Origin of the sequence: Streptomyces sp. NTH33 (assembly GCF_003236365.1) — a bacterium.
GTDB lineage: Bacteria > Actinomycetota > Actinomycetes > Streptomycetales > Streptomycetaceae > Streptomyces.
In genome coordinates this window covers 1-26,689 of sequence record NZ_POTZ01000048.1, presented here as the reverse complement: position 1 = coordinate 26,689, position 26,689 = coordinate 1, and the positions used below count along the sequence as shown (strand labels likewise).

Below are 26,689 nucleotides of genomic sequence, written 5' to 3'. Positions count from 1 at the left end.
CGTGAAGGGAGGGGCTGGTGGGGGACGGCCGGCTTCGCCGGATCGAGTGTCCGGTCCGTCTCGACGGGCCCCTTCGCGGGCTGCCGCTTTCCCGGAGGTCGCCACGGACCTCGGACCGGAACGCGAAGGGCTTGATCACCTGCACCCCGTCGTGGGACACGTCCCCTCGACGCCCGGCCAGGAGGCACCTACCCCTCTGAAAAGTGTGAGCATTTCGGCCTCCAGTGTTCACACGCCGCTCGTTTGAGTGCATGAGGGACATTCACCTGCCGGGTGCTCACCTTTTCAGCAGGATGGGTGCCATGAGCCCCCTCCCGGGAGATCGCGTCCCGCCGGGTGGCGCAGCCGGTCAAGTACGTGGAGCGCGCAGGTCACCGCCGTATCGATGCGGTTCAGGGGCCGCCCATGGCGCTGACGGCAGGTCAGCCGCGCGCGATGCGGAGCCGTTGTCTCACAGGGAGGCCGACGTGCGGCTCACCGGAACGCGTCGAGCAAGGTCGCTTGCACCATCAGGCGGGACACGACCGGGCTTCGAACAGTTTGTCGTGGGCCGCGGCCCCGTCACCGCCCTCGATCCACAGGCGGGTGAAGGGGATTTCCAGGTAGACCACGTCCAAGGCTTTGGGTTCGGCGAACGAGATGACGTTGAACGCGCTGCTCGGTCCCACGTGCGGACCTGCACTGAAGGGATGGATCAGCAATGTGATGTCCGGCTGCTCCGCCTCGTGGATCACTGCCCGGAAGGCAAGAGGCCGGTCGTCCGACAGGCGCCGTTGCCGGGCGAGACGGGTTGCCACGAACTCCTCGTCCTCCGCCGAGCGAGCGATCGGCCGGTCTGCCCTCAGGGCACACACGTAAGCAGGGGTGCAAGGTGCGGGGTGAACGGATGAGGACGGTCGGCTCCGTCGGCATGTGGCCAAGTCCGCCTGGCCGAGGGCAGAGACCGGCCCCGTGGTGTATGCCCCTCAGCGTCCACATCGTCGGACGGCAAACGTGGTCGACGGGATCCCCAGCCCGTTCAACCGGGAGAGGAATTCTTCCTCTTGCTCCTGTGTGAGGGTGATCCACAGGGACGCCCCGAGTCACTCGCGCTGAAGACCAGCCGGTCTCCTCGTCGGCCTTCGGCGTTGATCGTGTAGGGAACCAAGTCCGAGAGCACCCCGAACTGCCCGTCGTCGCGGACGTCGATGTCGATCCCCGTCCCGGGGTCGCAGAGCCGGGAGCGAGTGCCGTCCGCCACCGCCTCCCGGGCCAGGGACAGCACGCGTTCGTACGAAGGCAGCACCGCAGGCGGCCAGGCGTCGTCGCTGTAGGCGTCGAGGTGTGCGGCGTCGATGCTGTGGCGCAGTACGCGAAGAGCCTCGCGGTGAACGAGCGCGACGTCCGCAGGGCTCAGGCCGTCGACGAGTACGAGTTCGCGACCGGGGCCGTCAGTCCGGCTGGTCACACGTCAGTCCTTCTCGCACGGTTCGCTGGAAGGCCGTCCATGCGGTCGGGGTGACGCGGAGGGACGGGCCGGTGGGGTGCTTGGAGTCTCGTATGGCGACGGTGGTGGGGATGTTGGTGGCTACTTCCACGCACTCGGCCACCTGATCGCTGTAGCTGGACTTGCGGTACCGGAAGTCGGGCACGGCTCACAGTTCCCTTCGAAGCCTGCGGAGGAATGAAGTCGACTCGTCCTCGCCGAGAGAGTGTTCGGTGATTACCTCGAACAGTTCATCGTAAGCCGCGGCACCCTCGCCGCCCTCCACCCATCGTTGAGCGAAGGGGGCTTCCACGTAGACGACGTCCATGGCGCCGGGTTCGGCGAACGAGAGGATGTTGAACGAGCCGTTCAGACCGGGATGCGTACCTGCGCCGAAGGGGAAGATTCGCAGTGAGACGTTCGGGAGGTCGGCCGTTTTCAGAAGGTGGTCGAGCTGTCCGCGGACCGCTGCCGTCCCGCCGGGGAAGTTCCGCAGTGCGGCTTCGTAGATCACTGTCTGGAATGTGAGCGGTGGGTCCTGGGCGAGCAGTTGCTGGCGCGCGAGCCGCGCGGCGACGAACTCCTCGTCAGACGCCGGGTTTTTGATCGTTGCTGGACTGAGGTCTCCCCTCAGGTCCACGATGTACTCCGGGGTTTGGAGCAGGCCGGGTACGAAGGACGGCTGCCACGCCTTGACGGTTGTTGCCGCGCTCTCCAGCGTGACGTACTCCTGCATGACGCCGTGGATCGTGTAGTCGTCCCACCAGCCCTTGGCCTTGCGTCGCTCTCGGTCGACCCGTGCCAGTTCCAGGAGCGAACTGACGATTCCGGAGTCGTGGGCGCCGTACAGCTCGCACAGCGCGCGAATGTCAGGGTCGCGCATGGGCACCCAGCCGCCCTCCATCTTCGCGACTTTCGTGGTGGAGGCGGTGAGCGCCTTGGCCGCGTGGGTCTGAGTCAGACCCGCAGCCGTGCGCAACTTGATGAGCTCTCCACCCAGTCGACGCCCCAGGACGGTGGACGTGCTGTTGCCTTGCATCGCCTGACTCGCGGTCACGTTGGCGCTCCTCGTGGTGTCCACGCGTGATCAGTCTGACGCGATGTGTGAGCGGCACGCAAACCCGTTGGGGGGAATTCCTCCGAGAGGAACTTGCGCGCAAAGGTGCGCCGCTTCTACGGTCGGCGACGAGCCGATCGCGCAGCGCTGCCGGTTCAGGCGTCGGCGCTGCCCGTCACTGCCCGGAGGTGGGCGACTCGGTCGCCCCCTGCAACCCGCTCCAGTACGACCGGCTCGACTGCACGCCACTGCCGAAGAGCGTCACCCTCGCCCGGCGCCGGGCCCACCGTCTCCTCACCGACTGGGGTCACCCGGAACTCGCTGCCGACGCCGCTCTGTTGGTCTCCGAGCTCGGTGGCAACGCCGTCCTGCACGGATGCCTGCGGGACAGGCTCTTCCGCGTCGAACTCACCCTCACCGAACGGGCCGTACGCGTCTCCGTCTCCGACCCGAAGGGGGAGGTGCTCCCGGCCCCGGGTGAGGCCTCGCCGGACGACATGTTCGGGCGCGGGCTGCTCATCGTCCGGGAGGTCGCCGACCGGTGGGGCGTGGAGCGGCTCACCGTCGGAAAGTCCGTGTGGTGCGAGCTGGACGTCGTGGCCCAGCCGCCACCACACGGCTACCGTGGCGACAGCGAGCCCCGCCGCCGAGGAGGACGACGACCATGGCCGAACCGCTCAAGACCTTCGTCAACGGTGCCGAGGTCGAGGTCCCCAACAGCATCCCCGGCATCCGCGCAGCGCTCCCCGAGGAGCGCCGCCCGGAATTCGACCGTGCGGTCAACGAGGCCGGCGTGCACGACATCCATGCCGTCATGCGCCACTGGATGCTGGAAGCCGTGCCCGACCCGGAGTCCGAGGCACTGCTGGAACGGCTCGCGGCGGACGAGGCCGAAAGGCGGGGAGCCGCTTGAGGTACCGCATCACCTATGCGCCGCCGGCCGACGACACCTTGAGCAAGATGCGAGACGGCGAGGCATTCAAGGAAACGGTGGCGCGAACCCTCGGCCACGACCCGTACGGGCACGGATCGACCGCGGTCAGAGGCGAGCGCGACCGACGCGAGGCGACCGTTCTGGGCGCCGTCGTGCTCTACTACGTCTCCGGCACCATCCTGACCGTCACCGTGGTCAGGCTGATTCCCGGGCTGTGAGAAACGGTCGCCCCAGCCGTGAAGGCGAGGACGGTCGTGTTGGTCGAACGATCGGGTGCTCGGTTCAAGGACTCAACTTTCCTCGGGCGCTGCCCCTCTTGCGTCGTCTCGCCCTCATTCGGACGCGCACTTGTACTTGCGTTCGATCTTCTCCGCCGCCTCCGTCAGTACCTGACTGATCCGGGGGACCAGGACTTCGGACTTCCAGTGGTAGTGCTTGCGTACCTGGATGGTGGTGGCGAGGACAAGGTCGACACGGCTCGCAGTGGTGCGGTTGAGCGCGTAGGCGCAGGAATCCGAGAGACGGATCTGGCCTCGGGCCTGGGTGACCCAACCCGCACGACTGCCCGTCAGGCGCTTGACTCCTTCGGGCGGGGTGACGTTGTCCAGTGCTCCGTCCTGCAGCGAAAGCACGAACTGTATGTCTTGGTCTTTGTCACCGGTTCTGACGTCACACGTCGCTTCCCGCTCGTCCGGGGCCGTTTCCGTGGCGGTTACGGGACGTTCCGTGCTGAGCAACGGCTTCGCCTGTGCTCGGGACAGCGCGCCCCAGCACATCGCGTCCGGGTCGGCGGTCTTTTCCTGCGGCCCCCGCAGTTTGATCCCCGCCAACGTTGCTGTCACGGCCAGGACGGCGGTCGCTCCGACCAGTCCGCCGCGCACGCCCTTTGACATCATGCGCAGTTGGCCCTGTGCGCCACTGCCGTACGGAAGCTGCGTGCGAGGTCCGTGTCCTGCGTATCGGTCTGCACAAGGGTCCGCTTTCCTCCGCATGTCAGGACGGCATGCCGGTGGGCGGATCCTGTGGTGTTCAGGAACACCAGGTACGGGTCCTGCGTGACGGTGAAGTGCACCGCGTCGGCTCCGGTGCCGAGCGAGCAACTCCAGAGCCGGAAGTCTCCCTCGGTCACATACTCCTTGGAGAACCTCACGGGAGCGGTAAAGCCGGGCAGGCCGCACGCCTTTCCGGCGGCGGGAGCATGCTCTTCAAGCAACCGCGGAGCCGTATCGGGTGATGCGAACGTAGTTTCCGAGCAACCGAGTTGACGTGTGAGGCCGGTCGCTGCCGTCATCAGGACATCTGTCATTCGCTTCTGAAGCGTGCCGTCGCGCCACGTCTCGTCCTGGTCGTCTTCTACTTGCAGTCGGACGTACACCGGGTTGCCGAACTGTAGTTTGCCGGTACACGACGCGGGCAGCAGCACCCCCGCCATGCTCCGGTTGATCCAGCCGGGCACCCCCGCGATCGGCGCCCGCACGAGAGAGACCCCTGCCACGTCGTCCGCCATGTACCAGACGGTGTTCACGGGGGCACCGCCCACCGACAACCGGAACTGCGTCTGCTTCATCACGCCATGCGCGTCCAGGCCCGCTCCCACCTGGCAGTCCGCGCGCGTGCTTCCCTTGAGGTTTCCCTCGTCGGATGCGTACCGCTGGAGCGGGTGCACACTCAGCGCGGCGACATCGCCGCGTTTCAGCGCACCCCAGCAGAAAGCGCTCTGCTCCGCTGCTGGGCTGCCGTCGCCCCCGCCACGCAATACGCCGACGATCACTCCGGCGGTTGCCACCCCCATCGCCACCGCTGCGGCCACGATGGTCCTTGTCTTTCGTCGGTTCATCAACCTGCAACCTCTCCCATGAAACCGACGCCGATCGTCAGACCATTATTGTATTCCGTCAGGCCGTCTTTCTGGAGATGAGTCTCGAACTGCCCTGGATCTTCGTCCATCAAGTACCACTGACTCTTCGGCAGTTTGCTGCGCACCATCTGTTCGAGCATTTTGTCGACCTGCTGATGGCCCGCGGAGAAGTGACCAGCGAGATTCTGCCGAGTCTCCTTGTCCACCTTGGAGTTGAGATTGTCCAAGTACTCCGCGGTGCCCACGTCGACCAAGCGCTGAATTGTGTCGCCCGCCAGCGGGATGCCTGTGACCGGGCCGCCGATCATGTGGTACTGCATCATCTTGTTCCAGTTGTTGATGCTCTTCTTGTCCTCGCCCATCTGGTAGATGACATCCGCACGCACCGCGTCCATCTGCCCGAGCGTCATGTTGGACTGTCCCACGAATGCCTGCAGCTTATCGGCGCCGATTGCATCGGCGTCCACAAACGCCTGGATGTCGTACTTGCCGAGCTCCTGGGAGACGTATGACGTCTCGGCGTCGTGCATCTTTCCGAACGCGTTTCCGTCCTCCGCCATCGCGCGTATCGCGGGAATCAGGTCTTCTTTCTTGACGGTCAGACCGCTGAAATCGGTCGGCTCGTTGCGTTCCTGGCCGAGGAGCTGGTGGATGTCGCCTATGTAGTCGGAGAACATGCCTCCCATCGCACCGCGGAGCCCGGCCGGCATGCCACCTTGCGGGTCGCCCACGATGTTCTTGCCGTACGCCTTGACCACATCGGAGAAGATCGCCGCCTGCGTCGGGTCGTGCCGGGCTGGGATCTTCGGAGTGTCGATCCCGGGCTTATGACCGGTCGCGGCCGCTTCCAAGGCATCGCCGAAGTAGTGGCGAGCCGAAGTGTCGATCAGCTCCTGCGGCATCTTGTTCTCGACGTCGCCTCCGGGCCAGTCGCGCTTCTTGAGGAAGTAGTCGAGGTTGTCGTTCTTGTTCGGGTCGAAGTAGGACTCGGCGGCATTGGGGTTGCGACTCATGGCCTGCATCAGGCCACTCATCGGATCTTCCTGGGTGCCCGTCCAGTTGTCCATGCCTGGATACGGGCGCTTGGTGTGTGTCTCGTAGTCCCGGATCTCGTCACCGACGGCCGACAGCAGACTGCCGTCGTGGACCGCGTCTCCAGCTCCCATGAGCTTGGTCAGCGCACCCAGGCCTGTGGCGCCACCGTTCAGAGCCCCGGGGTGCTGCGCGGGGAGGCCGTTGCCCTCGCGGGCTGTCTTGAGGAGCTGCTCGACCCAGTCCGAGGGCCGGCCGCCACTGGGGCCGAGGGGTGCGTCGGGGCGGGTCGCGGTGGCGAGGTTGGCCGACAGGGCGTTGCGCAGACGAACTTCGGTGTCGGACACCCGGCCGTCGCGGCCACCGCCCTGCAGGTTCTGGGAGAGCAGCAGCAGGGCCTCCTGCCCGTCGCGGCCGCGGTAGCTCAGGTTCTTCACCAACTCGCTCGCGAAGACCGGGGAGTTCTTTCCCTTCTCGGTCAGCTCGGCGAGTCTCTTCATTTCCTCGTCGTTGAGACCGTCGAGCCGGGTGTACAGTCGCGCGGCCTCCTTGGCGTCCTTCGTGTCCTGCTCGGCCTTCTTCTCCGCGGCGACGGCCTCATCGCGGTCCCGGTAGTCGGAGTCCGCGAATCCGGTCTTGACGCTGTCGACGAGGGACTTCAGGACGCGCGCCGCTGAGCTGTCACTCTCCGCCGCCTTGCTGAGGATCTTCTGCACCTCGTCGCGGAGCAGCTCCACATCGAGCTCGTCGTGTTCGGGCACTGTGGTGCCCTTGGCCGCGCGGTCGGGGTGGATGTTTATCTGGACGTGGAACATCCCGCACCCGTCATCCGCCACCGTCAGGTTCTTCTTCCGCCCGCGCTCGATGGCCTCCTGGAGATGGGTGCGGTAGGTGATGAGCTCTTCACGGGTGTCACGCAGGATGTTGGTGATGCTCTGTGCCTGCGTGTGCGCGTCGGCGAACTCGTCCGCCGTCTTCGCCACGAACTCTCGGGAGACCGTGGCGTTGACACCCGCCCAACGTGCTTTCTCGGCCTTGGCTTTGAGGTTGTCCCGTGCGTCCCGCTCGACGGTTTCCAGTTTCTTGGTCATGGTTTCCCAGTCGGAGATCGCCTCGCCGAGTTTTGCGAAGTTGCCGTGCAGCAGTGTGTTCAGATCCATCAGTAGCCCCTGTGCTGGTCGAAGCCCTTGTCCAGCGTGGAGATACTGCTGAGCGCGGCGTAGGTCCGTTCGTCGTCACCCTTGTGGACGGCCTTGGTGAAGTCCAGGTGCGAGTAGATGTGCACACACGCGTCGAGCAGGTTCCGCACTTGGTCCACCCACCGTACGGCTACGTGGTCGAGTGCCTCTCCGATGAGGAAGCCCTGGCCCGCCAGGCCTTCGGCGGCTGCCATCGAAGAGGTGCGCGCGAGATCGCTGTACTGGTTGAAGTCCTTGTACAGCTCGTAGGCGGCGTCACCCACCGCCTTGAGGTCCTTCTGGGACACGGTGAGATCACCTCGGGGAGGTCCACTGCCTCCTCCCGGGTCGGCGATCTGGTTCAACTGCATCTGTGCCGAACGACGCTGCGCCGCCTCTGCCTTGAGTTGTTCCCACTCGTCCCATGCCATGTGAGGCGTCTCCCCCGCGTGTGACGTCGTCGCAACCATTGGATCTTCCGCGAACCTACAGATGTGCGTTGCGTGCCTACAAGGGAGGGGTGTCTCGTACGATGGCCGCCCCTGTCGGCGGCGGCAGCCTGTGAGCATCGCTTCAGAAGTTCGATGCAGGGCGACGCCCCGTCGCTCGTCCGCGATGCCCGCCTCAGCGAGGGCGGCGAGCACGGCCTCCAACCAGTGGTGGATCGGCCCGGTCGCGGCCTGAGTATCCGCTCCCCCCGGCGCCGACACGCAGGGCGTCGGCCGGGCCTCCGGGGGCGGACCGCCGGAAGCGTGGTCCTGGAGGTGTGGAGCGGCGAGCGGCACACGCAGGTGCCTCCCTCAAGGGAACAGGACCTGTCCGCAGTGGGGGCTGCTGCGTGTGCGAGGGCCGGAGATCTGCTGACATACATCATTCTGGTACATGGGCTAGCCTTGGTACATGTCCATGAAGCGCACGAACGTCTATGCCGACCCCGAGGATCTGGCGATCATCAAGGAGGCGGCCAAGCGACGTGGGATAAGCGAGGCCGAGATCATCCGGCAGGGGATCCATCTCGCGGCCATGGCGAACCGTGTCTGGGACGAGCCGTTGTTCTCGCGCACGTTCGAGGGGCCGGGCCGTACGCCGTCCAAGGCGGAGGTCCGTGACGCGGTCGCCGATGCGGTCCGTCGCGAGACGGACTCCGACCCACGGGCCGGAACCGCCGCATGATCGTCGTCATCGCCGACACGTCCGGCCTCCTTGCCGCCCTCGACTCGACGCATCCGGAGCACGGGACGGCGAACGAGGCGATCATGTCCGCGGGGCTTCTGATCATGTCCCCGCTCCTGCTGGCGGAACTTGATCACGTCGCCACGCGCGAGCTCGGGCGGGAGGCCGCCCACAGCGCGGTCGACGACCTGCGGCGCTGGATGAGCCGGGGCCGCATCGTCATGCCGGAGATCACAGAGGATCACCTGGGCACCGCCCAGTCCGTCCGTGTTCGCTACGGCTCCCTGGACCTCGACCTCGCCGACGCCGTGAACGTGGCCCTTGCCGCCGACTACGACACCGACGCGATCCTCACCCTCGACCGACGGGACTTCCGCGCCGTACGTCCTCTGGGGCGCCACAAGTCGTTCCGGGTGCTCCCCGACGACCTGCCGCTCTGACGCGGTCCTCCGGCATCGAAGTCCCCTCTGCCGGAAGGGATGTGTCCGCCGGGCGCTCGTGCCTTCCGCGTGCCCGGCTTTCCGGATTCCCCCGGTTCTCCGCAAGACCAGGCTGAGCGACCGCCTTGCCGACCGGCGCGGCGGCCGCCCCAGCCGTGAAGGCGGGGACGGCCGCGTCGCTCAAGTGCCGGAGTGCCTCAGTTGACGTTGACCGCGCTCCAGGCCGCCGCCACCGCGTTGTACTCCGTGCTGCCCGCGCCGTAGAGGTCCTTGGCGGCGTTCAGGGTGGCCGTCCTCGCGCCGGCGTACTTCGTCGAGGACGTCATGTAGACCGTCAGCGCCCGGTACCAGATCTTGCCGAGCTTGTCGCGGCCGATGCCCGTCACCGTGGAGTTGTTGCAGGTGGGGGAGTTGTAGTCGACGCCGTTGAGGGTCTTGGCGCCGCTGCCCTCGGCGAGCAGGTAGGCGAAGTGGTTGGCGACGCCCGAGGAGTAGTGGACGTCGAGGTTGCCCACCGAACTGCTCCAGCAGTCGGCCGAACTGCCGTCCCTGGACGGCTTGTCCATGAACCGCAGGGCCGCCTTGCCGAAGCCGGAGCGGACGATCTTCTCGCCGATCAGGTAGTCGCCCGCGTCGGCGGAGTTGTTCGCGTACCACTCCACCAGCGTGCCGAAGATGTCGGAGGTCGCCTCGTTCAGGCCGCCGGACTCGCCCGAGTACGTCAGCGCCGCCGTCTTGGACGTGACGCCGTGCGACATCTCGTGGCCGGCCACGTCCAGGGCCACCAGCGGGCCGAACGTCGTGCCGTCACCGTCGCCGTACGTCATGCAGAAGCAACTGTCGTCCCAGAAGGCGTTGTTGTAATTGCTGCCGTAGTGGACGCGGTTGTACGAGCCCTTGCCGTCGCCCGCGATGCCGTTGCGGCCGTGGACGTTCTTGTAGTAGTCCCAGGTCTCGTTGGTGCCGTACTGCGCGTCGACCGCCGCCGAGGAGCGGTCCGCGGTCGTGCCGGTGCCCCAGTGGTTGTCGGCGTCCGTGAAGACCGTGGCGGGGGCGCGCTGGAAGCAGATGCCGAGGAAGCACAGGTCGGTCTTGTTCGCCGCGTCGCCCGTGTACGTGTTGCCGCGCGTCGGGTCCTTGAGCTGGTACGACGAGCCCGACAGCGTGGTCTCCAGCGGCACCGTGCCGCTGTAGAGCGACTGGCCGTCGCCCGCCGCCGTCTCGATGCTGTCCCAGGCGTCGATCCGCGCGCCGGTGCGGGCGTCGGTCAGGACCGTACGGGCCACCGGGTTGCCGAGGGAGTCCAGGCCGGCCGCGACGGTGCGCCAGGCCAGGCGCGGGGCGCCGTGCAGGGCGTCGACGATCAGCTCGGGCTTGGCCTTGACCTGCTTCAGCTTCGCGCCGCGGTTCTCCGCGCGCAGCTCGTCCACCGCGAGGTCGGCGGCCTTCGGGGCGGACAGCTTGGGCGCGGTGCTCGCGAGGGAGACCGTGCCCTTCGAGGCCCGGTTCGCGCCGCGGTAGGTGCCGTCGGGGGTCAGGTGGACGACGAAGTCGCCGCCCAGGACCGGCAGCTGGCGGTAGGTACGGTCGTAGCGGACGTGCTGCGTACCGTCCTTGTCGACGACCACGTCCCGTACGGTCGTGCCCTCCGCGGAGGTGAGGCCCAGAGCCGCGGCGTGGCTTTCGAGCGCCGAGGCGGCGTTCTCGATCGCGGTGGCCCGGGTGGGTCTGTTCTCCGCGTGCGCGGCGGGGGAGAGTGCGGCGGCCAGCAGGGTGGCCGCGGTGGCGGCTATGCCGGCCGTGGCGAGGCGGGAAGCTCGGATGTGCCGTGTCCGACTCATCGGTCTCCTTGAGCGCGGGCGCCCTCGGGCGCATGGGGTTGCGCTGTCGTCTGAGATTTAAGTGGCCATGACATGTCATGTCCATAGCGCCCGCGTGGTGATGTTGGGGAGGCAGAATCGTTTCTGTGACGCCTTCGACGCCTGCACCGCTCCCGTTCTTCGTCTACGGCACCCTGCGCCCCGGCGAGAACAACCACGCCGTGTTCCTGCGCGGCCGCACCCGCTCCGAGGAACCCGCCCGGCTGGCCGGCGCGGTGCTCTACGACGGACCCGGCTATCCGTACGCCGTGGAGGAGCCGGGCGGAGTGGTGCGGGGCGAGTTGGTGTCCGCCCTGCCGGAGGAGTACCGGCAGGTGCTCACCGCCCTGGACCGGCTGGAGTGTTACGTGGCCGGCGACCCGCGCAGCTTGTACGAGCGCGTCGAACGACAGGTGGTCCGCGAGAGCGACGGCGCTTCCGTGCGCGCCTGGGTGTACGTCGCCGGACCGTCCGTCACGACACAGTTGCTGGCCGGCGGCACGCGCATCGAGGGCGGGGACTGGACGGTGCGGGGCCGGACCGCCGGCCATCCGTGAGGCGGGCGCGTCAGCCGGCGTCGGTCAGGGCGCGGGTGATGCCGTGCTCCTCGCGGCCCAGGAACTTCGGGTCCGGCCGGAACACGGCGTCCAGGACCGCCTTGCCGGCCGCGAACACCTCGCGGGTGCCGCCGTAGTACCAGGTGACGTCGTGCTTGGCGTCCACGCCGACGCCATAGGAGTCCACGCCCGCCGCCCGGCACAGGGCGACCGCGCGCCGGACGTGGAAGCCCTGGGTGACCAGGACCGCCCGGTCCACGCCGAAGATCTTCTTCGCCCGCACACAGGAGTCCCAGGTGTCGAAGCCGGCGTAGTCGCTCACGACGCGCATGCCCGGCACGCCGCGCTTCGTCAGATACGCGCGCATGGCGTCCGGCTCGTCGTACTCCTCGCGGCTGTTGTCGCCGGTGACCAGGAGCACCTTGACCCTGCCCTCGTGGTACAGCTTCGCCGCCGCGTCCAGCCGGTGCGCCAGGTACGGCGACGGCTCGCCGTCCCACAGGCCCGCGCCGAAGACGACGGCCACCTCGGTGCGCGGCGCGTCCGCCGTGGTCCGCAGCCGGTCGCCGGCCACGACGTACGTCCACGTCGCCGGAAGCAGCGCCAGCACGCACACGGCCATCACCGCCTGCACCAGCCGCCGCCGTCCGGCACGCGTACGTGGCAGGCGCGGTCGTGTCCACGACGGTCGGCGCATCGGACGGTCCCCTCCCCAGGCGGCCCCGGCGGGCCTCGCTCGGTCTCGACACGATCAAGGACGCGGCGCGCGGCGGTCCGGTTCACCGAACCCGGCCGGAAACGGTCCGGGAGATCCCGAATGTCGGTGGGTGCCCTTAGTGTCGAGGCATGGAAGGGATCGCATACGAGGCAGCCGGGACGTACGAGAACCACGTGCCGCCGGCCGGCTACGAGGCGTCGACCGTCGAGCGGTGGGCCGCCGAGCCGGACAAGCGGCCGGGACGTACCGCCTTCCAGCGCGACCGCGCGCGCGTGCTGCACTCCGCGGCGCTCAGGCGCCTGGCCGGCAAGACGCAGGTGGTCACGCCGGGCACGCGCAGCCAGGCCTGGGACGCCAGCCCCCGCACCCGGCTCACCCACTCGCTGGAGTGCGCCCAGGTGGGCCGCGAGCTGGGCGCCGCGCTCGGCTGCGACCCGGACCTCGTCGAGGCCGCCTGCCTCTCCCACGACCTGGGCCACCCGCCCTTCGGGCACAACGGCGAGCAGGCGCTGAACGAGTTCGCCGAGGACTGCGGCGGCTTCGAGGGCAACGCCCAGTCGCTGCGCCTGCTCACCCGGATCGAACCCAAGCGCTTCGTCCCCGATCCCCGGACGGACGAACTGGTCAGCGTCGGTCTCAACCTCACCCGCGCCGCCCTCGACGCCGCCACCAAGTACCCCTGGCCGCGCGGCGAGCACCCCACCGACCCGGCCTCGGCCAAGTTCGGGGTCTACGAGGACGACCGGCCGGTCTTCGACTGGGTGCGCAAGGACGCGCCCGGCACGCGCACGTGCTTCGAGGCCCAGGTCATGGACTGGGCGGACGACGTGGCGTACTCGGTGCACGATGTGGAGGACGGCCTGCACGCCGGCCACATCGACCCGAACTGCCTGCACGCCGAACCCGAGCGGCAGGCGGTCTTCGCGGTCGCCGTCGGCCGCTACGCCCCGGCCGGCACCGACACCGAGGAGCTGGCCGAGGCCCTCGACCGCCTCCTGGACCAGGAGTGGTGGCCGCACGGCTACGACGGCTCGGCGGTCGCCCAGGCCCGTCTGAAGGACGCCACCAGCCAGCTCATCGGCCGCTTCTGCCTGGCCGCCGAGGGCGCCACCCGGCAGAGGTACGGCAGCGGGCGCCTGACGCGGTACGGCGCCGAGCTCGTCGTGCCCGGAAGCACCCGAATGGAGTGCGCGGTCCTCAAGGCCGTCGCCGACCGGTACGTCATGCAGCGCGCCGAGCAGGAGCGGCTCCGCGCCGACCAGCGGATCGTGGTCGCCGAGCTCGCCGAGGCGCTGACCGCCCGGGCCCCCGAGGGCCTGGACCCGCAGTTCCGCGCCCTGTTCGACCAGGCCGGTGACGACCGGGCGCGCAAGCGCGTGCTCGTCGACCAGATCGCCTCCCTGACCGACGCCTCCGCCCGCTCGCTGCACGCGCGGCTGACGGGCCGCGCAGGACACTGACAGTGACACCGGCAGCGACACCCGCAGTAACGCCGGCAGCGACACCCACAGCGACACCCACAGCGACATTGACAGCGCTCTTACCGACACGGGGGATACCCAGTGGGACACACGTGACTCTCCGTGGCCTGAACGGGCCACTCCCTCTTCCCGCAACACGCTCCGTGCGGGACGCTCGCATGTGGCGGCACCCACAGTGTTCTCTGGGGGGACACCCCCCGGACCCCCGGCAGGAGGCAACAAGTGGTCGACGCGGATCAGACATTCGTCATCGTCGGAGGTGGCCTGGCCGGTGCGAAGGCGGCCGAGGCCCTCCGCGCGGAGGGCTTCACCGGCCGCGTGATCCTCGTCTGCGACGAGCGCGACCACCCCTACGAGCGCCCCCCGCTGTCCAAGGGCTATCTGCTCGGCAAGCAGGAGCGCGGCAGCGTCTTCGTGCACGAGCCCGCCTGGTACGCGCGCAACGACGTCGAACTGCACCTCGGCCAGACGGTCGACGCCGTCGACCGGGCCGCGAAGACCGTCCACTACGGCGAGGACGGCACCCATGTGCGCTACGACAAGCTGCTGCTGGCCACCGGCGCCGAGCCGCGCCGCCTGGACGTCCCCGGCACCGGCCTCGCGGGCGTCCACCACCTGCGCCGCCTCGCCCACGCCGAGCGCCTGAGGAGCGTCCTGGCCCACCTCGGCCGGGACAACGGCCACCTGGTGATCGCGGGGGCCGGCTGGATCGGCCTGGAGGTCGCGGCGGCGGCCCGCGAGTACGGCGCCGAGGTCACCGTCGTCGAGCCGTCCGCCACCCCGCTGCACCACGTGCTCGGTCCCGAGCTCGGCCAGATCTTCGCCGAGCTGCACCGCGAGCACGGCGTCCGCTTCCGCTTCGGCGCCCGGCTCACCGAGATCGTCGGCCAGGACGGCGTGGTGCTCGCCGTCCGCACCGACGACGGCGAGGAGCACCCCTGCCACGGCGTGCTCGCCGCGATCGGCGCCGCGCCGCGGATCGCCCTCGCGGAGTCGGCGGGCCTGGAGCTGGCCGACCGGGCCCACGGCGGCGGCATCGCGGTGGACGAGCGGCTGCGCACGTCCGACCCGGACATCTACGCGGCCGGTGACGTGGCCTCCTTCCCGCACGGGCTGTTCGACACCCGGCTGCGGGTGGAGCACTGGGCCAACGCGCTGAACGGCGGCCCGGCCGCGGCCCGCGCGATGCTCGGCCAGGAGGTCGTGTACGACCGCGTGCCCTACTTCTTCACCGACCAGTACGACCTGGGGATGGAGTACAGCGGGTGGGCGCCGCCGGGGTCGTACGACGAGGTGGTGATCCGCGGGGACGCCGGAAAGAGGGAATTCATCGCGTTCTGGGTGAAGGAGGGCCGGGTGCTCGCCGGGATGAACGTCAACGTGTGGGACGTCACGGATCCGATCCAGCACCTGATCCGCACGCAGGCACAGGTGGACACGGAGGCGCTGGCGGACCCGCACGTTCCGCTGGACGGCCTGGCCTCGTAGCCGAAGTAGCCGAGATGGCCGAGGTGGCCGAGGTCGCCGGTCGGGAGTGCCGGCGGGCTTTCGTAGACTTCAGGCGTGGCCGGACGGATCAATGACGAGGACGTGAAGGCGGTACGGGACGCGGTCCCGATCGACGCCGTGGTGTCCGAGTACCTCCAGCTGCGGAACGCGGGCGGGGGCAACCTGAAGGGCCTGTGCCCGTTCCACGACGAGAAGTCGCCGTCCTTCCAGGTCAGCCCGAGCAAGGGACTCTTCCACTGCTTCGGCTGCCAGGAGGGCGGCGACACCATCACGTTCGTGATGAAGATCGACCACCTCTCCTTCTCGGAGGCGGTCGAGCGGCTGGCCGCCCAGGCCGGCATCACCCTGCGCTACGAGGAGGGCGGGTACAACCCCGCCCACCAGCGCGGCGAGCGCATCCGCCTGGTCGAGGCGCACAAGCTGGCCGCCGAGTGGTACGCCGAGCAGCTCGCGACCTCGGCCGAGGCCGAGACCGGCCGGGTCTTCCTCGCCGAGCGCGGCTTCGACCAGGCCGCCGCCGTGCACTTCGGCGTCGGCTACAGCCCCCAGGGCTGGGACCACCTCACCCGCTTCCTGCGCGGCAAGGGCTTCACCGACAAGGAACTGCTCCTGTCCGGCCTGTCCCAGGAGGGCCGCCGCGGCCCCATCGACCGCTTCCGCGGCCGGCTGATGTGGCCGATCCGCGACATCGGCGGCGAGGTCGTCGGCTTCGGCGCGCGCAAGCTGTACGAGGCGGACAACGGGCCGAAGTACCTCAACACCCCCGAGACGGCGATCTACCGGAAGTCCCAGGTGCTGTACGGCATCGACCTGGCGAAGAAGGAGATCGCGAAGACCTCCCGCGCGGTCGTGGTCGAGGGCTACACGGACGTCATGGCCTGCCACCTGGCGGGCGTCACGACCGCCATCGCCACCTGCGGCACGGCCTTCGGCGGCGACCACATCAAGATCCTGCGCCGGCTGCTGATGGACAACGGCTCGGCCCGCGTGATCTTCACCTTCGACGGCGACGCGGCCGGCCAGAAGGCGGCGCTGCGTGCCTTCGAGGACGACCAGAAGTTCGCCGCCGAGACCTACATCGCGATCGCCCCGGACGGCATGGACCCCTGCGACCTGCGGCTGGCCAAGGGTGACGAGGCGGTCGCCGACCTGGCCGAACCGCGCACCCCGCTCTTCGAGTTCGCGCTGCGCCAGATCGTCGCCCGCTACGACCTCGACACCCCGGCCGGCCGTGCCGCCGCTCTGGACGAGGCGGCGCCGGTCGTGGCCCGCATCAAGAACCGGGGCGCCCAGCACGAGGTCGCCGTCCAGCTCGCCGGGCTGCTCGGCATCCTCGACACCCAGTTCGTGGTCAAGCGGGTGGCCCAGCTGGCCCGTTGGGCCCGCGAACGCGGCGAACGCGGTGAGCGCGGTGGGCGCGGCCCCGCGCCGGACCGGCAGCAGCGGGGGCCGCAGCAGCAGTACGCCCCCGCGCAGCACACGCCCCGCGGCCCGGCGCTCAACCTGCGCAACCCGGTCTACGCCACCGAACGCGAGCTGCTGAAACTCGCCCTGCAGCGCCCGGAGCTGGTCTCCCCGGCCTTCGACGCCTACGGCGTGGACGAGTTCACCGCCCCGCCGTACGCCTCCGTACGCCAGGCGATCCTGGACGCGGGCGGTGCGGAGTACGGCGTGGGCGACCCGCAGGAGTACCTGGTCCGCGTCCGCGAGGCGGCCCCGGACGACACGGTCCGCGCGATGGTCACGGAGCTGGCGGTGGAGGCGATCCTGCTCCGCAGGGAGGTCGACGAGGCCTACGCCGGCGCCCAGCTGGTCACGGTCCGCCGCCGCGCGGTCGAACGCCGCATCCGCGACCTCCAGAGCACGGTCACCCGCCTCAGCACCGGTGGCGACCCCGCCCAACTGGTCGCCGTGCAGAACGAGTTGTGGGTTCTCCAGCAGTACGACCAGTCACTGCGCGAGCGGGGAGCGGCGGCGCTGTGAGGGCGGCCGCGTAGAGGTGGCCGCAGGCCGCCGCCCGCGAGCCGGGTGACCGCCCCGTCACGGACCGGACGCAAAAAGTCACCGCACGACCCTCGTGGCCGTGATGTGTCGTACTCCACACTGGGGGGCGGTGCCTGAGTCCTCGGAGCGCGGCCGGTCCGTCCCCCACGGGTCCCACACCCCGCGGCTTCGCTCATCGCGTACGGGGCGGACAGCGGCGAGGCCGCCGACTCCGCCCCCCGAGTACCGCTGTCGCTCGCCTCAGCAGCGATCACCCTGGAGGTCGCCCCCCGTGCAGACCCGGACCCTCACCCACACCGACGTCCCCACGGCCGACGTCATCGCCGCCGTACCCCCGCAGGGCCGGATGGTCTCCCACCCCGAGACGGAGCCGGAGGAGCCGCTTGCCGGCGTCCTGGAGGGCACCGAGCCCGTCGCACCGGCCGCCCCCGCCCGCACCGAGAGCGGCGGCGGGCCCTCCTCCGACCTGTTCCGCCAGTACCTGCGGGAGATCGGCCGCATCCCGCTGCTCACCGCCGCCGAGGAGGTCGACCTCGCCCGGCGCGTGGAGGCCGGGCTGTTCGCCGAGGAGAAGCTGAACAACACCCCGGACCTGGACAGCCGGCTCGCCCTCGACCTGGACCGGCTCGTCGTCCTGGGCCGGATGGCCAAGCGCCGGCTCATCGAGGCCAACCTGCGGCTCGTCGTGTCCGTGGCCAAGAGGTACGTCGGCCGCGGGCTCACCATGCTCGACCTCGTGCAGGAGGGCAACCTCGGGCTCATCCGGGCCGTGGAGAAGTTCGACTACGCCCGCGGCTACAAGTTCTCCACCTACGCCACCTGGTGGATCCGCCAGGCCATGTCCCGCGCCCTGGCCGACCAGGCCCGCACCATCCGCGTGCCCGTGCACGTCGTCGAACTCATCAACCGGGTGGTGCGGGTGCAGCGGCGCATGCTGCAGGAGCGCGGCTACGAGCCGGCCCCCGCCGAGGTGGCCGCCCACCTCGACCTGCCGCCCGAGCGGGTCGGCGAGGTGCTGCGGCTGGCCCAGGAGCCGGTCTCCCTGCACGCCCCGGTCGGCGAGGAGGACGACGTGGCCCTCGGCGACCTCATCGAGGACGGCGACGCCGCCTCGCCCGTCGAGTCGGCGGCGTTCCTGCTGCTGCGCGAACACCTGGAGGCCGTGCTGTCCACGCTGGGGGAGCGCGAGCGGAAGGTCGTCCAGCTCCGGTACGGGCTCGTCGACGGGCGGCCCCGCACCCTGGAGGAGATAGGGCGCATCTTCGGCGTCACCCGGGAGCGGATCCGCCAGATCGAGTCCAAGACCCTCAACAAGCTCCGCGACCACGCCTTCGCCGACCAGCTCAGGGGATACCTCGACTGAAAGGGGGCCGCCCGTACAGCGGCCCCCAGGGCCTGTCCGGCGATTCCCGCCGGGCCCGCGACGCTCCCCGGCCCGGCGGCTGGGAGGTGCCCCCGGGGAGCCGCGCCTCGCCGTGTTGCCGGGCACGTCCACGTACACCCGGTACGCGGGCGACCCTCCGCCTTGCGAGGCACGACTCCCCCGAGCCCTCGGCTTCGCGCGAGCAGGGAACCCCCATGACGCCGCGGGCCGAACCGACGCGAACGGCCGGACAGGACCTCGCGGCTCAGTCGACCTCGGCCACCGCCTGCGCGAACTGCGCCCTGTACAGCCGCGCGTACGCCCCGTCGGCCGTCAACAGCTCATCGTGGGAGCCCTGTTCGACGATCGACCCGTTCTCCATCACGAGGATCGTGTCGGCGTCCCGGATCGTGGAGAGCCGGTGCGCGATGACGAACGACGTCCGGCCGTGCTGGAGTTTGGCCATCGCCTTCTGGATCAGCACCTCGGTACGGGTGTCGACCGAGCTCGTCGCCTCGTCCAGGACGAGGATCACCGGGTCGGACAGGAACGCCCGCGCGATGGTGATGAGCTGCTTCTCACCGGCGCTCACCCCGGAGCCCTCGTCGTCCAGCACGGTGTCGTAGCCGTCGGGCAGCGTACGGATGAACCGGTCGGCGTGCGCGGCCCGCGCGGCCTCCTCGATCTCCCCCCGGGTGACCTCGCGGGAGGCGCCGTAGGCGATGTTCTCCGCGATGGTGCCGCCGAACAGCCAGGTGTCCTGCAGCACCATGCCGATCCCGGAGCGCAGTTCGTCCCGCGACATGCGCGCGATGTCCACCCCGTCCAGCGTGATGCGCCCGCCGGTGACGTCGTAGAACCGCATCAGCAGGTTGACCAGCGTGGTCTTGCCGGCGCCGGTCGGGCCGACGATCGCGACCGTGTGGCCCGGCTCCACCGTCAGCGACAGGTCCTCGATGAGCGGCTGGTCGGGGTCGTAGCGGAACGACACGTGCTCCAGCGCCACCCGCCCGCGCAGTTCCTCCGGCCGCACGCCCGGCACCGGATCCGCCTCCTGCTCCTCGGCGTCCAGGAGTTCGAAGACCCGCTCGGCCGAGGCGACGCCCGACTGCACCAGGTTCGCCATCGACGCCACCTGGGTCAGCGGCATCGAGAACTGCCGCGAGTACTGGATGAAGGCCTGCACGTCACCGATCGACAGTGCGCCCGACGCCACCCGCAGACCGCCGACGACCGCGACCAGCACGTAGTTGATGTTCGACACGAACATCATCAGCGGCTGCATGACGCCGCTGTTGAACTGCGCCTTGAACCCGGCCTCGTACAGCGCCTCGTTCTGCTCGGCGAACTGCTTCGCCGACTCCTCCTGCCGGCCGAACACCTTCACCAGCGTGTGCCCGGTGTACATCTCCTCGATGTGGGCGTTCAGCTTGCCGGTGGAGCTCCACTGCTGCACGAAGTGCGGCTGCGACCGCTTGCCCACGCGCGTGGCGACGACGAACGACAGCGGCACGGTCACCAGCGCGACCAGGGCCAGGATCCAGGAGACGTAGAACATCATGGCGAGCACGCCGATGATGGTCAGCAGCGAGTTGATGAGCTGGCCCATCGACTGGTTCAGGGTCTGCCCGATGTTGTCGATGTCGTTGGTGGCGCGGGAGAGCACCTCGCCGCGCTGCTGCTTGTCGAAGTACGACAGCGGCAGCCGCGACAGCTTCGTCTGCACGTCCTCGCGCATCCGGAACATGGTCCGGTTCACCACCCGGTTCACCAGCCGCGTCGCCACCGCCATCAGCAGACCGGCCACCAGGAACGTACCCAGCGCGAACAGCAGCACCTCGCCGACGGCGCCGAAGTCGATGCCCCGGCCCGGGATGAAGTCGGTGCTCCTGAGCATGTCGGCGACGGCGCCCTGCCCGCGCTCCCGCATCGCGTCGAGGGCCTGCTCCTTGGTCGCCCCGGCCGGCATCCGCCGTCCGACGATCCCCGCGAAGACCAGGTCGGTGGCCCTGCCGAGGATCTTCGGCCCGATCACGCTGAGCGCGACGCTCACGACCACGCACAGCACCAAGGCGCCGACCGTGACCCGTTCGGGCCTGAACCGGGCGACGAGCCGTCTGCCCGACTCCTTGAAGTTCAGCGAGCGGCTGTCGGGGCCGCCCGCCATCCGCCCCATCGGCCCGGCCATCAGGCAGCCTCCGCTTCCGTCAGCTGGGAGAGCACGATCTCCCGGTAGGTCTCGTTGTCCGCCATCAGCTCGTGGTGGCGGCCGGCGCCGACGACGCGTCCCTCGTCCAGGACGAGGATCCGGTCGGCGTCCCGGATGGTCGCCACCCGCTGGGCGACGATGACGACGGTCGCCTCGGCGGTCTCGCGCGTCAGCGCCGCGCGCAGGGCCGCGTCGGTGGCGTAGTCGAGGGCGGAGAAGGAGTCGTCGAAGAGGTAGATCTCCGGACGCTGCACGAGGGTGCGGGCGATGGCGAGCCGCTGGCGCTGACCGCCCGACACGTTCGTGCCGCCCTGGGCGATCGGCGCGTCGAGGCCGCCCTCCAGCTTGCTGACGAAGTCCTTGGCCTGCGCCACCTCCAGCGCGTGCCACAGCTCCTCGTCGGTGGCGTCCGGGTTGCCGTAGCGCAGGTTGGTGGCCACCGTGCCGGCGAACAGGTACGGCTTCTGCGGCACCAGGCCGACCGTCCTCGCCAGCAGCTTGGGCTCGACGGTCCGCACGTCCATGCCGTCGACGAGGACCTCGCCGTCGGTCGCGTCGAACAGGCGGGGCACCAGCCCGAGCAGGGTGGACTTGCCGCTGCCGGTGGAGCCGATGACGGCGGTCACCTCGCCGGGGCGGGCCACCAGGTCGACGGCCTTCAGCACGGGCTCCTCGGCCCCCGGGTAGCGGAAGCCGGCACCGCGGATCTCCAGGTGGCCGTGGCGGCGCAGCTCGACCACGGGCGCGGCCGGCGGCACGACGCTGGAGTCGGTGTCCAGGACCTCGTGGATGCGCTCGGCGCACACCTCCGCGCGCGGCACCATCATGAACATGAAGGTGGCCATCATCACGGACATCACGATCTGCATCAGATAGGCGAGGAACGCGGTCAGGTCGCCGATCTGCATCCCGCCGCTGTCGATGCGGTGGGCGCCGAACCACACCACGGCGATGGACGACAGGTTGACCACCGTCATCACGATCGGGAACATCAGCGCCAGCCAGCGTCCGGTGGCCAGCGACATCTCCGTCAGGTCCGCGTTGGCCCCGCGGAAGCGGTCCTTCTCGTACTCGTCGCGGACGAAGGCGCGGATCACGCGGTTGCCGGTGATCTGCTCGCGCAGCACCCGGTTCACCGTGTCCAGACGCGTCTGCATGGACCGGAACAGCGGGCGCAGCCGGCGCACGATCAGGGTCACGCAGACGCCGAGCACCGGTACGACGGCGACCAGGACGGCCGACAGCGGCACGTCCAGGCCGAGGGCCAGGACGACACCGCCCACGCACATGATGGGCGCCGACACCATCAGCGTGAACGTCATCAGGGCCAGCATCTGGACCTGCTGCACGTCGTTCGTCGTACGCGTGATGAGGGAGGGCGCGCCGAAGTGGCCGACCTCACGTGCCGAGAAGGACTGCACACGGTCGAAGACGTCCGCCCGTACGTCCCGGCCGAGGGCGGAGGCGGTCCGGGCGCCGAAGTAGACGGCACCGATGTTGCACACCACCTGCGTCAGCGAGATGCCGAGCATCACGGCACCGAACGTCAGGATGTAACCGGTGTCACCCTTCACCACACCGTTGTCGATGATGTGGGCGTTCAGCGTGGGCAGGTAGAGGGTGGCGCAGGTCTGCAGGAACTGCAGCAGCACCAGAAGGGCTATGGGCTTTTTGTACGGCCTGAGATAGGTCCGCAGAAGTCTTATGAGCACGCTCGGTCTCTTCGGGTCGGCGGCGGGGGCGGTCGTGTCCCCTGGCCCCTATCGTCGAACACTCCACCCGTGTTACCTCAACCGATTAACCCGGCCGCGGGCCGACGACCGAGCCCCGCTCGGCCATTGGTCCTACGACGGTCCTACGACGGTCCTATGGCGGTCCTGCGACGGTCCTATGACGGCTCTACGGTGATCCTGCGGTGGCCCTGCGCCGTCCTGTCCGCCGCACGGGTGAACCGGTATGTCTCAAATTCCCTCATATGGGTGACCGTTATGCCTGGAACGCCCCCGGATGGATCTGCTCGCGCACCGACACGTACTGCTGGCGCACCGCCTGGCCCACCGCCAGTTCCTCGCCGGGCTCCAGGACCTGGGCGACCGCGCCCTGCCAGACCGGCGGGGTGCGCGGGTCCAGGGTGCCCTGTGACACGCCGAGCGCCCAGGCGGCCTGCCGGGCGGCGCCGATCGCGGCGTAGTCCGCGGGCTGCGGTACGACGACCTGCGCCCCGAACAGCGAGGGCGCGGCGGCCTGTACGGCGGGCAGCTCGGCGGCCGGCCCGAGCAGGAAGACGCGGCGCACCTCCACACCCCGGCCGCGCAGCACGTCCAGCGCGTCCGCGAGCCCGCACAGCATGCCCTCGAACGAGGCCCGCGCCAGGTGCTCCGGCTTCATCGACTCGCGCCTGAGGCCCGCGAGCGTTCCCGCGGTGTGCGGCAGGCTGGGGGTGCGCTCGCCCTCCAGGTAGGGCAGCAGGACGAGCCCGTGGGAGCCCGGCGTGGACTTCATCGCCAGGTCGGACAGGGCCTCCAGGTCGGGCAGGCCCAGCAGTTCGGCGGTGCCGCGCAGCGCCCGTACGGCGTTCAGCGTGGTCACGACCGGAAGGTGCATGCCGGTGGCGTCGGCCAGCGAGGTGATCATCCCCGCCCGGTCCACGAGCGCCTCGGGGTGGACCGCCATCGCCGAACCGGAGGCGCCCAGCGACACCACCGCGTCGCCCAGCCCCAGCCCGAGCCCGAAGGCGGCGGCCATGGTCTCCCCGGTCCCGGCCGAGATCAGCAGCCCCTCCGGCGTCGTACCGGCCGCCTCCGCGGGGCCGATCACGTCGGGGAGCGCGGCCTGGTGGCCGAGCGCCAACTCCACCAGGTCGGGGCGGTAGGCGCCGGTGGCGGCGGACCAGTAGCCGGTGCCGGAGGCGCCGCCGCGGTCGGTGGTGCGGCGCGGCGGGCGGCCCAGCAGCTGCCACACCAGCCAGTCGTGCGCCTGCAGCAGGAGCGCGGTGCGCCGGGCGGCCTCGGGTTCGCTCTTGGCGAGCCAACGCAGCTTGGTCACCGGCAGCGAGGCCTGCGGCACACAGCCGACGGCCTGCGCCCAGGCCTCACGGCCGCCGAGCGCGTCGACCAGATCGGCCGCGGCGACCTGGGCCCGCCGGTCGCCGCCGACCAGCGCGGGGCGGACGGTGGCGCCCTGGGCGTCGATCGGGACCAGCGTGTTCTGCTGCGCCGACACGCCGATCGCCTGCACGCCCTCCAGGAGCCCGCCGCCGGCGGCCTCCCCGAGGGACAGCAGCCAGGCCTGCGGGTCGACGTCGGCGGGGCGGCCGCCGCCCTGGGTGTTCTCCACCGGGTGCGGAGCATATCCCTGCCTGAGCACGGAGCCGGTGTCCGTGTCGCAGACGACGATACGAGTGAAATCGGGCGAGCTGTCCAACCCGGCGACTATCCCCATGGCCGAAATTCTGCCGTATCGCTGCGCTTGCTTCGGCCGTGGGCGTCGTGGGTGCCGTGGCACGTGTGGGTTGTGCGGCGGGTGCGGGTGCTCTGTGGCTGATCGCCCCTGTGCGGCGGAGCCGCACAGGGGCACGGCCCCGCGCCCCTGGGGAAGTGGCCGTGCCCGGTGCTTACGAGGCGCCGTTCACGTGTTGCTCGTGCCCCAGTCGTCCTCGGCGCTGCCGTTGGTGTGGGCTCGCAGGGTGCGCATGCGGTGGGCCACCGCCTCGGGGACGTGGTCGCCCACCTTCTCGCTGACCGTGTGGTAGGCCTTGCCCGCGAACTGACGGCTCTGCTGGGCCGCGCTCTCGGCGGTGTTGCGCACCGCGGGGTTCTGGGCGACCTGACGGGCGGACTGCTTGATCTGCTCGTAACGTTCGCGCCCGGCCCTCGCGCCCAGCACGAAACCCACGGCGAGCCCTGCGAAGAACGCGAGCCGGTACCGCATGGTGGCCACCCTTCCCTTACCTCGAGGTCACACGCAGGAGTACTGATTGGCGGAGCACCCCCCTGCTTGCGCTAATGTATGTGTCGCAGCGAGCGCTCGCCCCCTGGCGGATACCCAGGTGGGTGCGTTCGATGCAACGAGGCATTCCTCCGTAGCTCAATTGGCAGAGCAGCCGGCTGTTAACCGGCAGGTTACTGGTTCGAGTCCAGTCGGGGGAGCTCGGTCCTCCGTAGCTCAATTGGCAGAGCAGCCGGCTGTTAACCGGCAGGTTACTGGTTCGAGTCCAGTCGGGGGAGCCTGGTGAACGAGGACCCTCCGGGGTCCTTTTTCATGCTCGGACCCCTGTCCGTGGCAACCGCCGCGACAGCGGTGAAGTCCTTCGAGGTCGTGAAGGGCCGCAGAGGACGACCACCCGAAGCAGGAGATCGTATGAGCGGCTATGCTGCGGCAGACGGCGCGCACACTTGTACGCGACACGCCGCGACGGGGCGGTAGCTCAGCCGGTTAGAGCAACGGACTCATAATCCGTCGGCCGTGGGTTCGAGTCCCACCCGCCCCACCAGGCACTACCCATGCAGAATCGATCTGACCTGCGGTTTCGCAGGTCGCTTCGACGCGCTTCGACCAAGTCTGCGGCCCCCGGAAGACGATCCGGGGGCCGCCGGTGCGTGTTGGAGGTGTTTTGCACCCGGACGGGGGAAGGGATCGCACGGTCGGGCCACATGGTGTCAGGAACCCGCGTTTTCCTCCGTCAGGGGCCGTCGCCGTCGGCGGCGTCCGCCGTCTCGGGCAGGTCGTCGCGGTCGCCCTCGGCCTGGGAGGGAGTCGGGTACGGCGTGTCCGACGGCTCGGCGGTGCGCCGCGTGTCGTTGTCGTCGCGTTCGCCCTCGGCCTGGGAAGGGGTGTGTTCTCTCATGGTGGTGACTCCTGCGGACGGGACTGGTCACTCGTCCGCGGACCGGGTACCCCGGAACGCGCCCGCCACCGTCGCGCCTTTCACACGCCGACGCTGTGCGCGATCGCCGTCCGCAGCGCCGTGCGTACCTCCTCCGGAGGCGGGGGTCCGTCGCTCCGGACGCCCTTGGTGACCGCGGCTGCCACCGTGCGCAGCTTGATGTTGGACCGCTGGGAGGTCTCCCGCAGGATGTCCCACGCCTGCTCCGGCGTGCACGCGTGGGTGGCCATCAGGATACCGCGGGCCTGGTCGATGACCGGGCGGGAGGCGATGGCCTGGCGGAGCTGTTCGATCTCCGTCTGCAGTTGCAGCAGCCGCTCCGCCCGCTCCAGGGCCACCGCGGAGGCGACCCGCGGCTCGGGCCGGACCGGTCCCGTCCCGTCGGCCGGCGGGTGCAGGGGGTCGGTGGTGTCCAGGCCGGCCAGTTCCAGGACGCGGCGCGGCTGGCCCGCCCAGCCGGTCGCGGTCACCTGGACCGGATGACGCCGGCCGTGGTCGTCGAGGATGTCCAGGAAACCCAGCCCCGCGGTGTCCATGAAGGTCACCCCGGACAGGTCCACGTCGACCCGGCGGGTGCCCGGCGGCAGCTCCGCCAGCGCCTCGGCCAGGGTCTGGGCACAGCCGTGGACCAGCTCCCCGCACGCGATGAGCACCGCACGGCCGCCGGCGTCCATGCGTACGTCGACCGTGAGTGTGTCGACCGGAGCGTTCAACCACCGTGCGAGAGATTGTGGTGCCGCTGAGGTCATGTCCCCGCCTTGTCCGTCCTCGGCAGTCCTCGCGCGTCCTCGCGACGTCGCGTTCCCTGTCCCCGCCGGCCCGCGCCCGGCGCACCCGCGGGCGACACGAGGTCCGCGGAATCCCGGCGGTGCTGTCCTGCGCCTGCCCGCTCCCGGGCGGCGTACACGCGAGGGGGGATCTGTCTCTTATACACACTGACGCTGCCGACGAATAGGCCTGTGTAAGA

Annotated in this window: 24 protein-coding genes, 3 tRNA genes and 2 pseudogenes; 13 read left to right on the top strand and 16 right to left on the bottom strand. The window is 69.8% G+C overall.

Annotated elements, in window-relative coordinates; all coding sequences use genetic code 11:
• Nucleotides 1–509: 509 nt before the first annotated feature.
• The 4 genes from C1I97_RS07550 to C1I97_RS07535 all read right to left on the bottom strand — a co-directional run bounded on the left by C1I97_RS07550 (nt 510) and on the right by C1I97_RS07535 (nt 2,522).
• Entirely contained in the window at nt 510–854 is a 345-nt protein-coding gene (locus tag C1I97_RS07550; RefSeq protein ID WP_369008353.1) for a Scr1 family TA system antitoxin-like transcriptional regulator, read from the bottom strand.
• Nucleotides 855–1,018: 164 nt separating this feature from the next.
• Complete coding sequence (locus C1I97_RS07545; RefSeq protein ID WP_111002449.1) at nt 1,019–1,447, bottom strand: hypothetical protein; 429 nt, start codon at nt 1,445–1,447, stop codon at nt 1,019–1,021.
• Nucleotides 1,431–1,631 carry a DUF397 domain-containing protein gene (locus tag C1I97_RS07540; protein WP_111002448.1) on the bottom strand — a complete coding sequence of 67 codons (201 nt, stop codon included), beginning with the start codon at nt 1,629–1,631 and terminating at the stop codon, nt 1,431–1,433. Before C1I97_RS07540 ends, C1I97_RS07545 begins: the two co-directional genes overlap by 17 nt.
• 3 nt (nt 1,632–1,634) lie before the next feature.
• On the bottom strand, nt 1,635–2,522 hold the full coding sequence (locus C1I97_RS07535; protein ID WP_258382461.1) for a helix-turn-helix domain-containing protein: 888 nt from the start codon (nt 2,520–2,522) through the stop codon (nt 1,635–1,637).
• A gap of 26 nt (nt 2,523–2,548) precedes the next feature.
• Here C1I97_RS07535 and C1I97_RS07530 point away from each other — a divergent pair.
• The 3 genes and pseudogenes from C1I97_RS07530 to C1I97_RS07520 form a co-directional block, all read left to right on the top strand.
• Nucleotides 2,549–3,040 (top strand): annotated as a pseudogene (locus tag C1I97_RS07530) (ATP-binding protein); the annotation flags it as partial.
• Nucleotides 3,041–3,186: 146 nt separating this feature from the next.
• Nucleotides 3,187–3,435, top strand: coding sequence for a hypothetical protein (locus tag C1I97_RS07525; protein WP_111002447.1), 249 nt, complete (start codon nt 3,187–3,189; stop codon nt 3,433–3,435).
• Nucleotides 3,432–3,674, top strand: coding sequence for a hypothetical protein (locus C1I97_RS07520; protein ID WP_111002446.1), 243 nt, complete (start codon nt 3,432–3,434; stop codon nt 3,672–3,674). The genes C1I97_RS07525 and C1I97_RS07520 overlap by 4 nt, the downstream gene beginning before the upstream one ends.
• Before the next feature lie 114 nt (nt 3,675–3,788).
• Here C1I97_RS07520 and C1I97_RS07515 read toward each other — a convergent pair whose 3' ends face one another.
• The 4 genes from C1I97_RS07515 to C1I97_RS07500 are packed head-to-tail and all read right to left on the bottom strand — an operon-like array spanning nt 3,789 to nt 7,955.
• Nucleotides 3,789–4,337, bottom strand: coding sequence for a hypothetical protein (locus tag C1I97_RS07515; protein ID WP_111002445.1), 549 nt, complete (start codon nt 4,335–4,337; stop codon nt 3,789–3,791).
• A gap of 11 nt (nt 4,338–4,348) precedes the next feature.
• Nucleotides 4,349–5,266 (bottom strand): hypothetical protein, encoded by a 918-nt coding sequence (locus C1I97_RS07510; RefSeq protein WP_146608176.1) that lies wholly within the window; start codon nt 5,264–5,266, stop codon nt 4,349–4,351.
• Between the two features lie 26 nt (nt 5,267–5,292).
• The gene (locus C1I97_RS07505; RefSeq protein ID WP_111002443.1) at nt 5,293–7,506 is read right to left on the bottom strand and encodes a DUF6571 family protein; all 2,214 of its coding nucleotides are present in this window, start codon (nt 7,504–7,506) and stop codon (nt 5,293–5,295) included.
• A complete protein-coding gene (locus C1I97_RS07500) occupies nt 7,506–7,955 on the bottom strand; it encodes a hypothetical protein (protein WP_111002442.1) in 450 nt (149 codons plus the stop codon). The genes C1I97_RS07505 and C1I97_RS07500 overlap by 1 nt, the downstream gene beginning before the upstream one ends.
• 469 nt (nt 7,956–8,424) lie before the next feature.
• Between C1I97_RS07500 and C1I97_RS07495 the strand changes: the two genes are divergently transcribed.
• Together C1I97_RS07495 and C1I97_RS07490 are read left to right on the top strand one after the other, a co-directional pair.
• A complete protein-coding gene (locus C1I97_RS07495) occupies nt 8,425–8,697 on the top strand; it encodes a CopG family transcriptional regulator (RefSeq protein WP_111002441.1) in 273 nt (90 codons plus the stop codon).
• A complete protein-coding gene (locus C1I97_RS07490) occupies nt 8,694–9,137 on the top strand; it encodes a PIN domain-containing protein (protein ID WP_111002440.1) in 444 nt (147 codons plus the stop codon). The genes C1I97_RS07495 and C1I97_RS07490 overlap by 4 nt, the downstream gene beginning before the upstream one ends.
• A gap of 197 nt (nt 9,138–9,334) precedes the next feature.
• Here C1I97_RS07490 and C1I97_RS07485 read toward each other — a convergent pair whose 3' ends face one another.
• Nucleotides 9,335–10,978, bottom strand: a complete 1,644-nt coding sequence (locus tag C1I97_RS07485; RefSeq protein ID WP_111002439.1) for a M4 family metallopeptidase — start codon at nt 10,976–10,978, stop codon at nt 9,335–9,337.
• A 125-nt stretch (nt 10,979–11,103) separates the two neighbouring features.
• Between C1I97_RS07485 and C1I97_RS07480 the strand changes: the two genes are divergently transcribed.
• Nucleotides 11,104–11,553 (top strand): gamma-glutamylcyclotransferase family protein, encoded by a 450-nt coding sequence (locus tag C1I97_RS07480; RefSeq protein WP_111002438.1) that lies wholly within the window; start codon nt 11,104–11,106, stop codon nt 11,551–11,553.
• 10 nt (nt 11,554–11,563) lie between these two features.
• Here the strand turns inward: C1I97_RS07480 and C1I97_RS07475 are convergent, their stop codons facing one another.
• Nucleotides 11,564–12,250, bottom strand: coding sequence for a SanA/YdcF family protein (locus tag C1I97_RS07475; protein ID WP_111002437.1), 687 nt, complete (start codon nt 12,248–12,250; stop codon nt 11,564–11,566).
• Nucleotides 12,251–12,399: 149 nt separating this feature from the next.
• Here C1I97_RS07475 and C1I97_RS07470 point away from each other — a divergent pair, with 149 nt between their 5' ends.
• The 4 genes and pseudogenes from C1I97_RS07470 to C1I97_RS07455 all read left to right on the top strand — a co-directional run bounded on the left by C1I97_RS07470 (nt 12,400) and on the right by C1I97_RS07455 (nt 18,628).
• The gene (locus C1I97_RS07470; protein ID WP_111002436.1) at nt 12,400–13,731 is read left to right on the top strand and encodes a deoxyguanosinetriphosphate triphosphohydrolase; all 1,332 of its coding nucleotides are present in this window, start codon (nt 12,400–12,402) and stop codon (nt 13,729–13,731) included.
• Between the two features lie 243 nt (nt 13,732–13,974).
• Nucleotides 13,975–15,240 (top strand): NAD(P)/FAD-dependent oxidoreductase, encoded by a 1,266-nt coding sequence (locus C1I97_RS07465; protein ID WP_111002435.1) that lies wholly within the window; start codon nt 13,975–13,977, stop codon nt 15,238–15,240.
• Between the two features lie 75 nt (nt 15,241–15,315).
• Nucleotides 15,316–17,244: a DNA primase gene (dnaG, locus tag C1I97_RS07460; protein ID WP_111002434.1), complete on the top strand. Its 1,929-nt coding sequence runs from the start codon at nt 15,316–15,318 to the stop codon at nt 17,242–17,244.
• Between the two features lie 130 nt (nt 17,245–17,374).
• Nucleotides 17,375–18,628, top strand: a pseudogene (locus C1I97_RS07455) (RNA polymerase sigma factor).
• A gap of 265 nt (nt 18,629–18,893) precedes the next feature.
• Here the strand turns inward: C1I97_RS07455 and C1I97_RS07450 are convergent.
• The 4 genes from C1I97_RS07450 to C1I97_RS07435 form a co-directional block, all read right to left on the bottom strand.
• A complete protein-coding gene (locus C1I97_RS07450) occupies nt 18,894–20,816 on the bottom strand; it encodes an ABC transporter ATP-binding protein (protein ID WP_111002433.1) in 1,923 nt (640 codons plus the stop codon).
• The gene (locus C1I97_RS07445) at nt 20,816–22,549 is read right to left on the bottom strand and encodes an ABC transporter ATP-binding protein (protein WP_111002432.1); all 1,734 of its coding nucleotides are present in this window, start codon (nt 22,547–22,549) and stop codon (nt 20,816–20,818) included. Before C1I97_RS07445 ends, C1I97_RS07450 begins: the two co-directional genes overlap by 1 nt.
• A 274-nt stretch (nt 22,550–22,823) precedes the next feature.
• On the bottom strand, nt 22,824–24,278 hold the full coding sequence (locus C1I97_RS07440; protein WP_111002431.1) for a xylulokinase: 1,455 nt from the start codon (nt 24,276–24,278) through the stop codon (nt 22,824–22,826).
• 186 nt (nt 24,279–24,464) lie between these two features.
• Nucleotides 24,465–24,767, bottom strand: a complete 303-nt coding sequence (locus C1I97_RS07435) for a YtxH domain-containing protein (protein WP_111002451.1) — start codon at nt 24,765–24,767, stop codon at nt 24,465–24,467.
• 145 nt (nt 24,768–24,912) lie between these two features.
• Here C1I97_RS07435 and C1I97_RS07430 point away from each other — a divergent pair.
• The 3 genes from C1I97_RS07430 (at nt 24,913) to C1I97_RS07420 (ending at nt 25,329) form a co-directional block, all read left to right on the top strand.
• Nucleotides 24,913–24,985: transfer RNA gene (locus C1I97_RS07430), tRNA-Asn, on the top strand.
• A 5-nt stretch (nt 24,986–24,990) separates the two neighbouring features.
• A tRNA-Asn gene (locus tag C1I97_RS07425) sits at nt 24,991–25,063 on the top strand.
• Between the two features lie 189 nt (nt 25,064–25,252).
• Nucleotides 25,253–25,329 (top strand) — tRNA-Ile (locus tag C1I97_RS07420).
• Between the two features lie 189 nt (nt 25,330–25,518).
• Here the strand turns inward: C1I97_RS07420 and C1I97_RS39735 are convergent.
• Nucleotides 25,519–25,683 carry a hypothetical protein gene (locus C1I97_RS39735; RefSeq protein ID WP_181446619.1) on the bottom strand — a complete coding sequence of 55 codons (165 nt, stop codon included), beginning with the start codon at nt 25,681–25,683 and terminating at the stop codon, nt 25,519–25,521.
• 80 nt (nt 25,684–25,763) lie between these two features.
• Nucleotides 25,764–26,471 (bottom strand): ANTAR domain-containing response regulator, encoded by a 708-nt coding sequence (locus C1I97_RS07415; RefSeq protein ID WP_111002430.1) that lies wholly within the window; start codon nt 26,469–26,471, stop codon nt 25,764–25,766.
• Between the last annotated feature and the right edge of the window lie 218 nt (nt 26,472–26,689).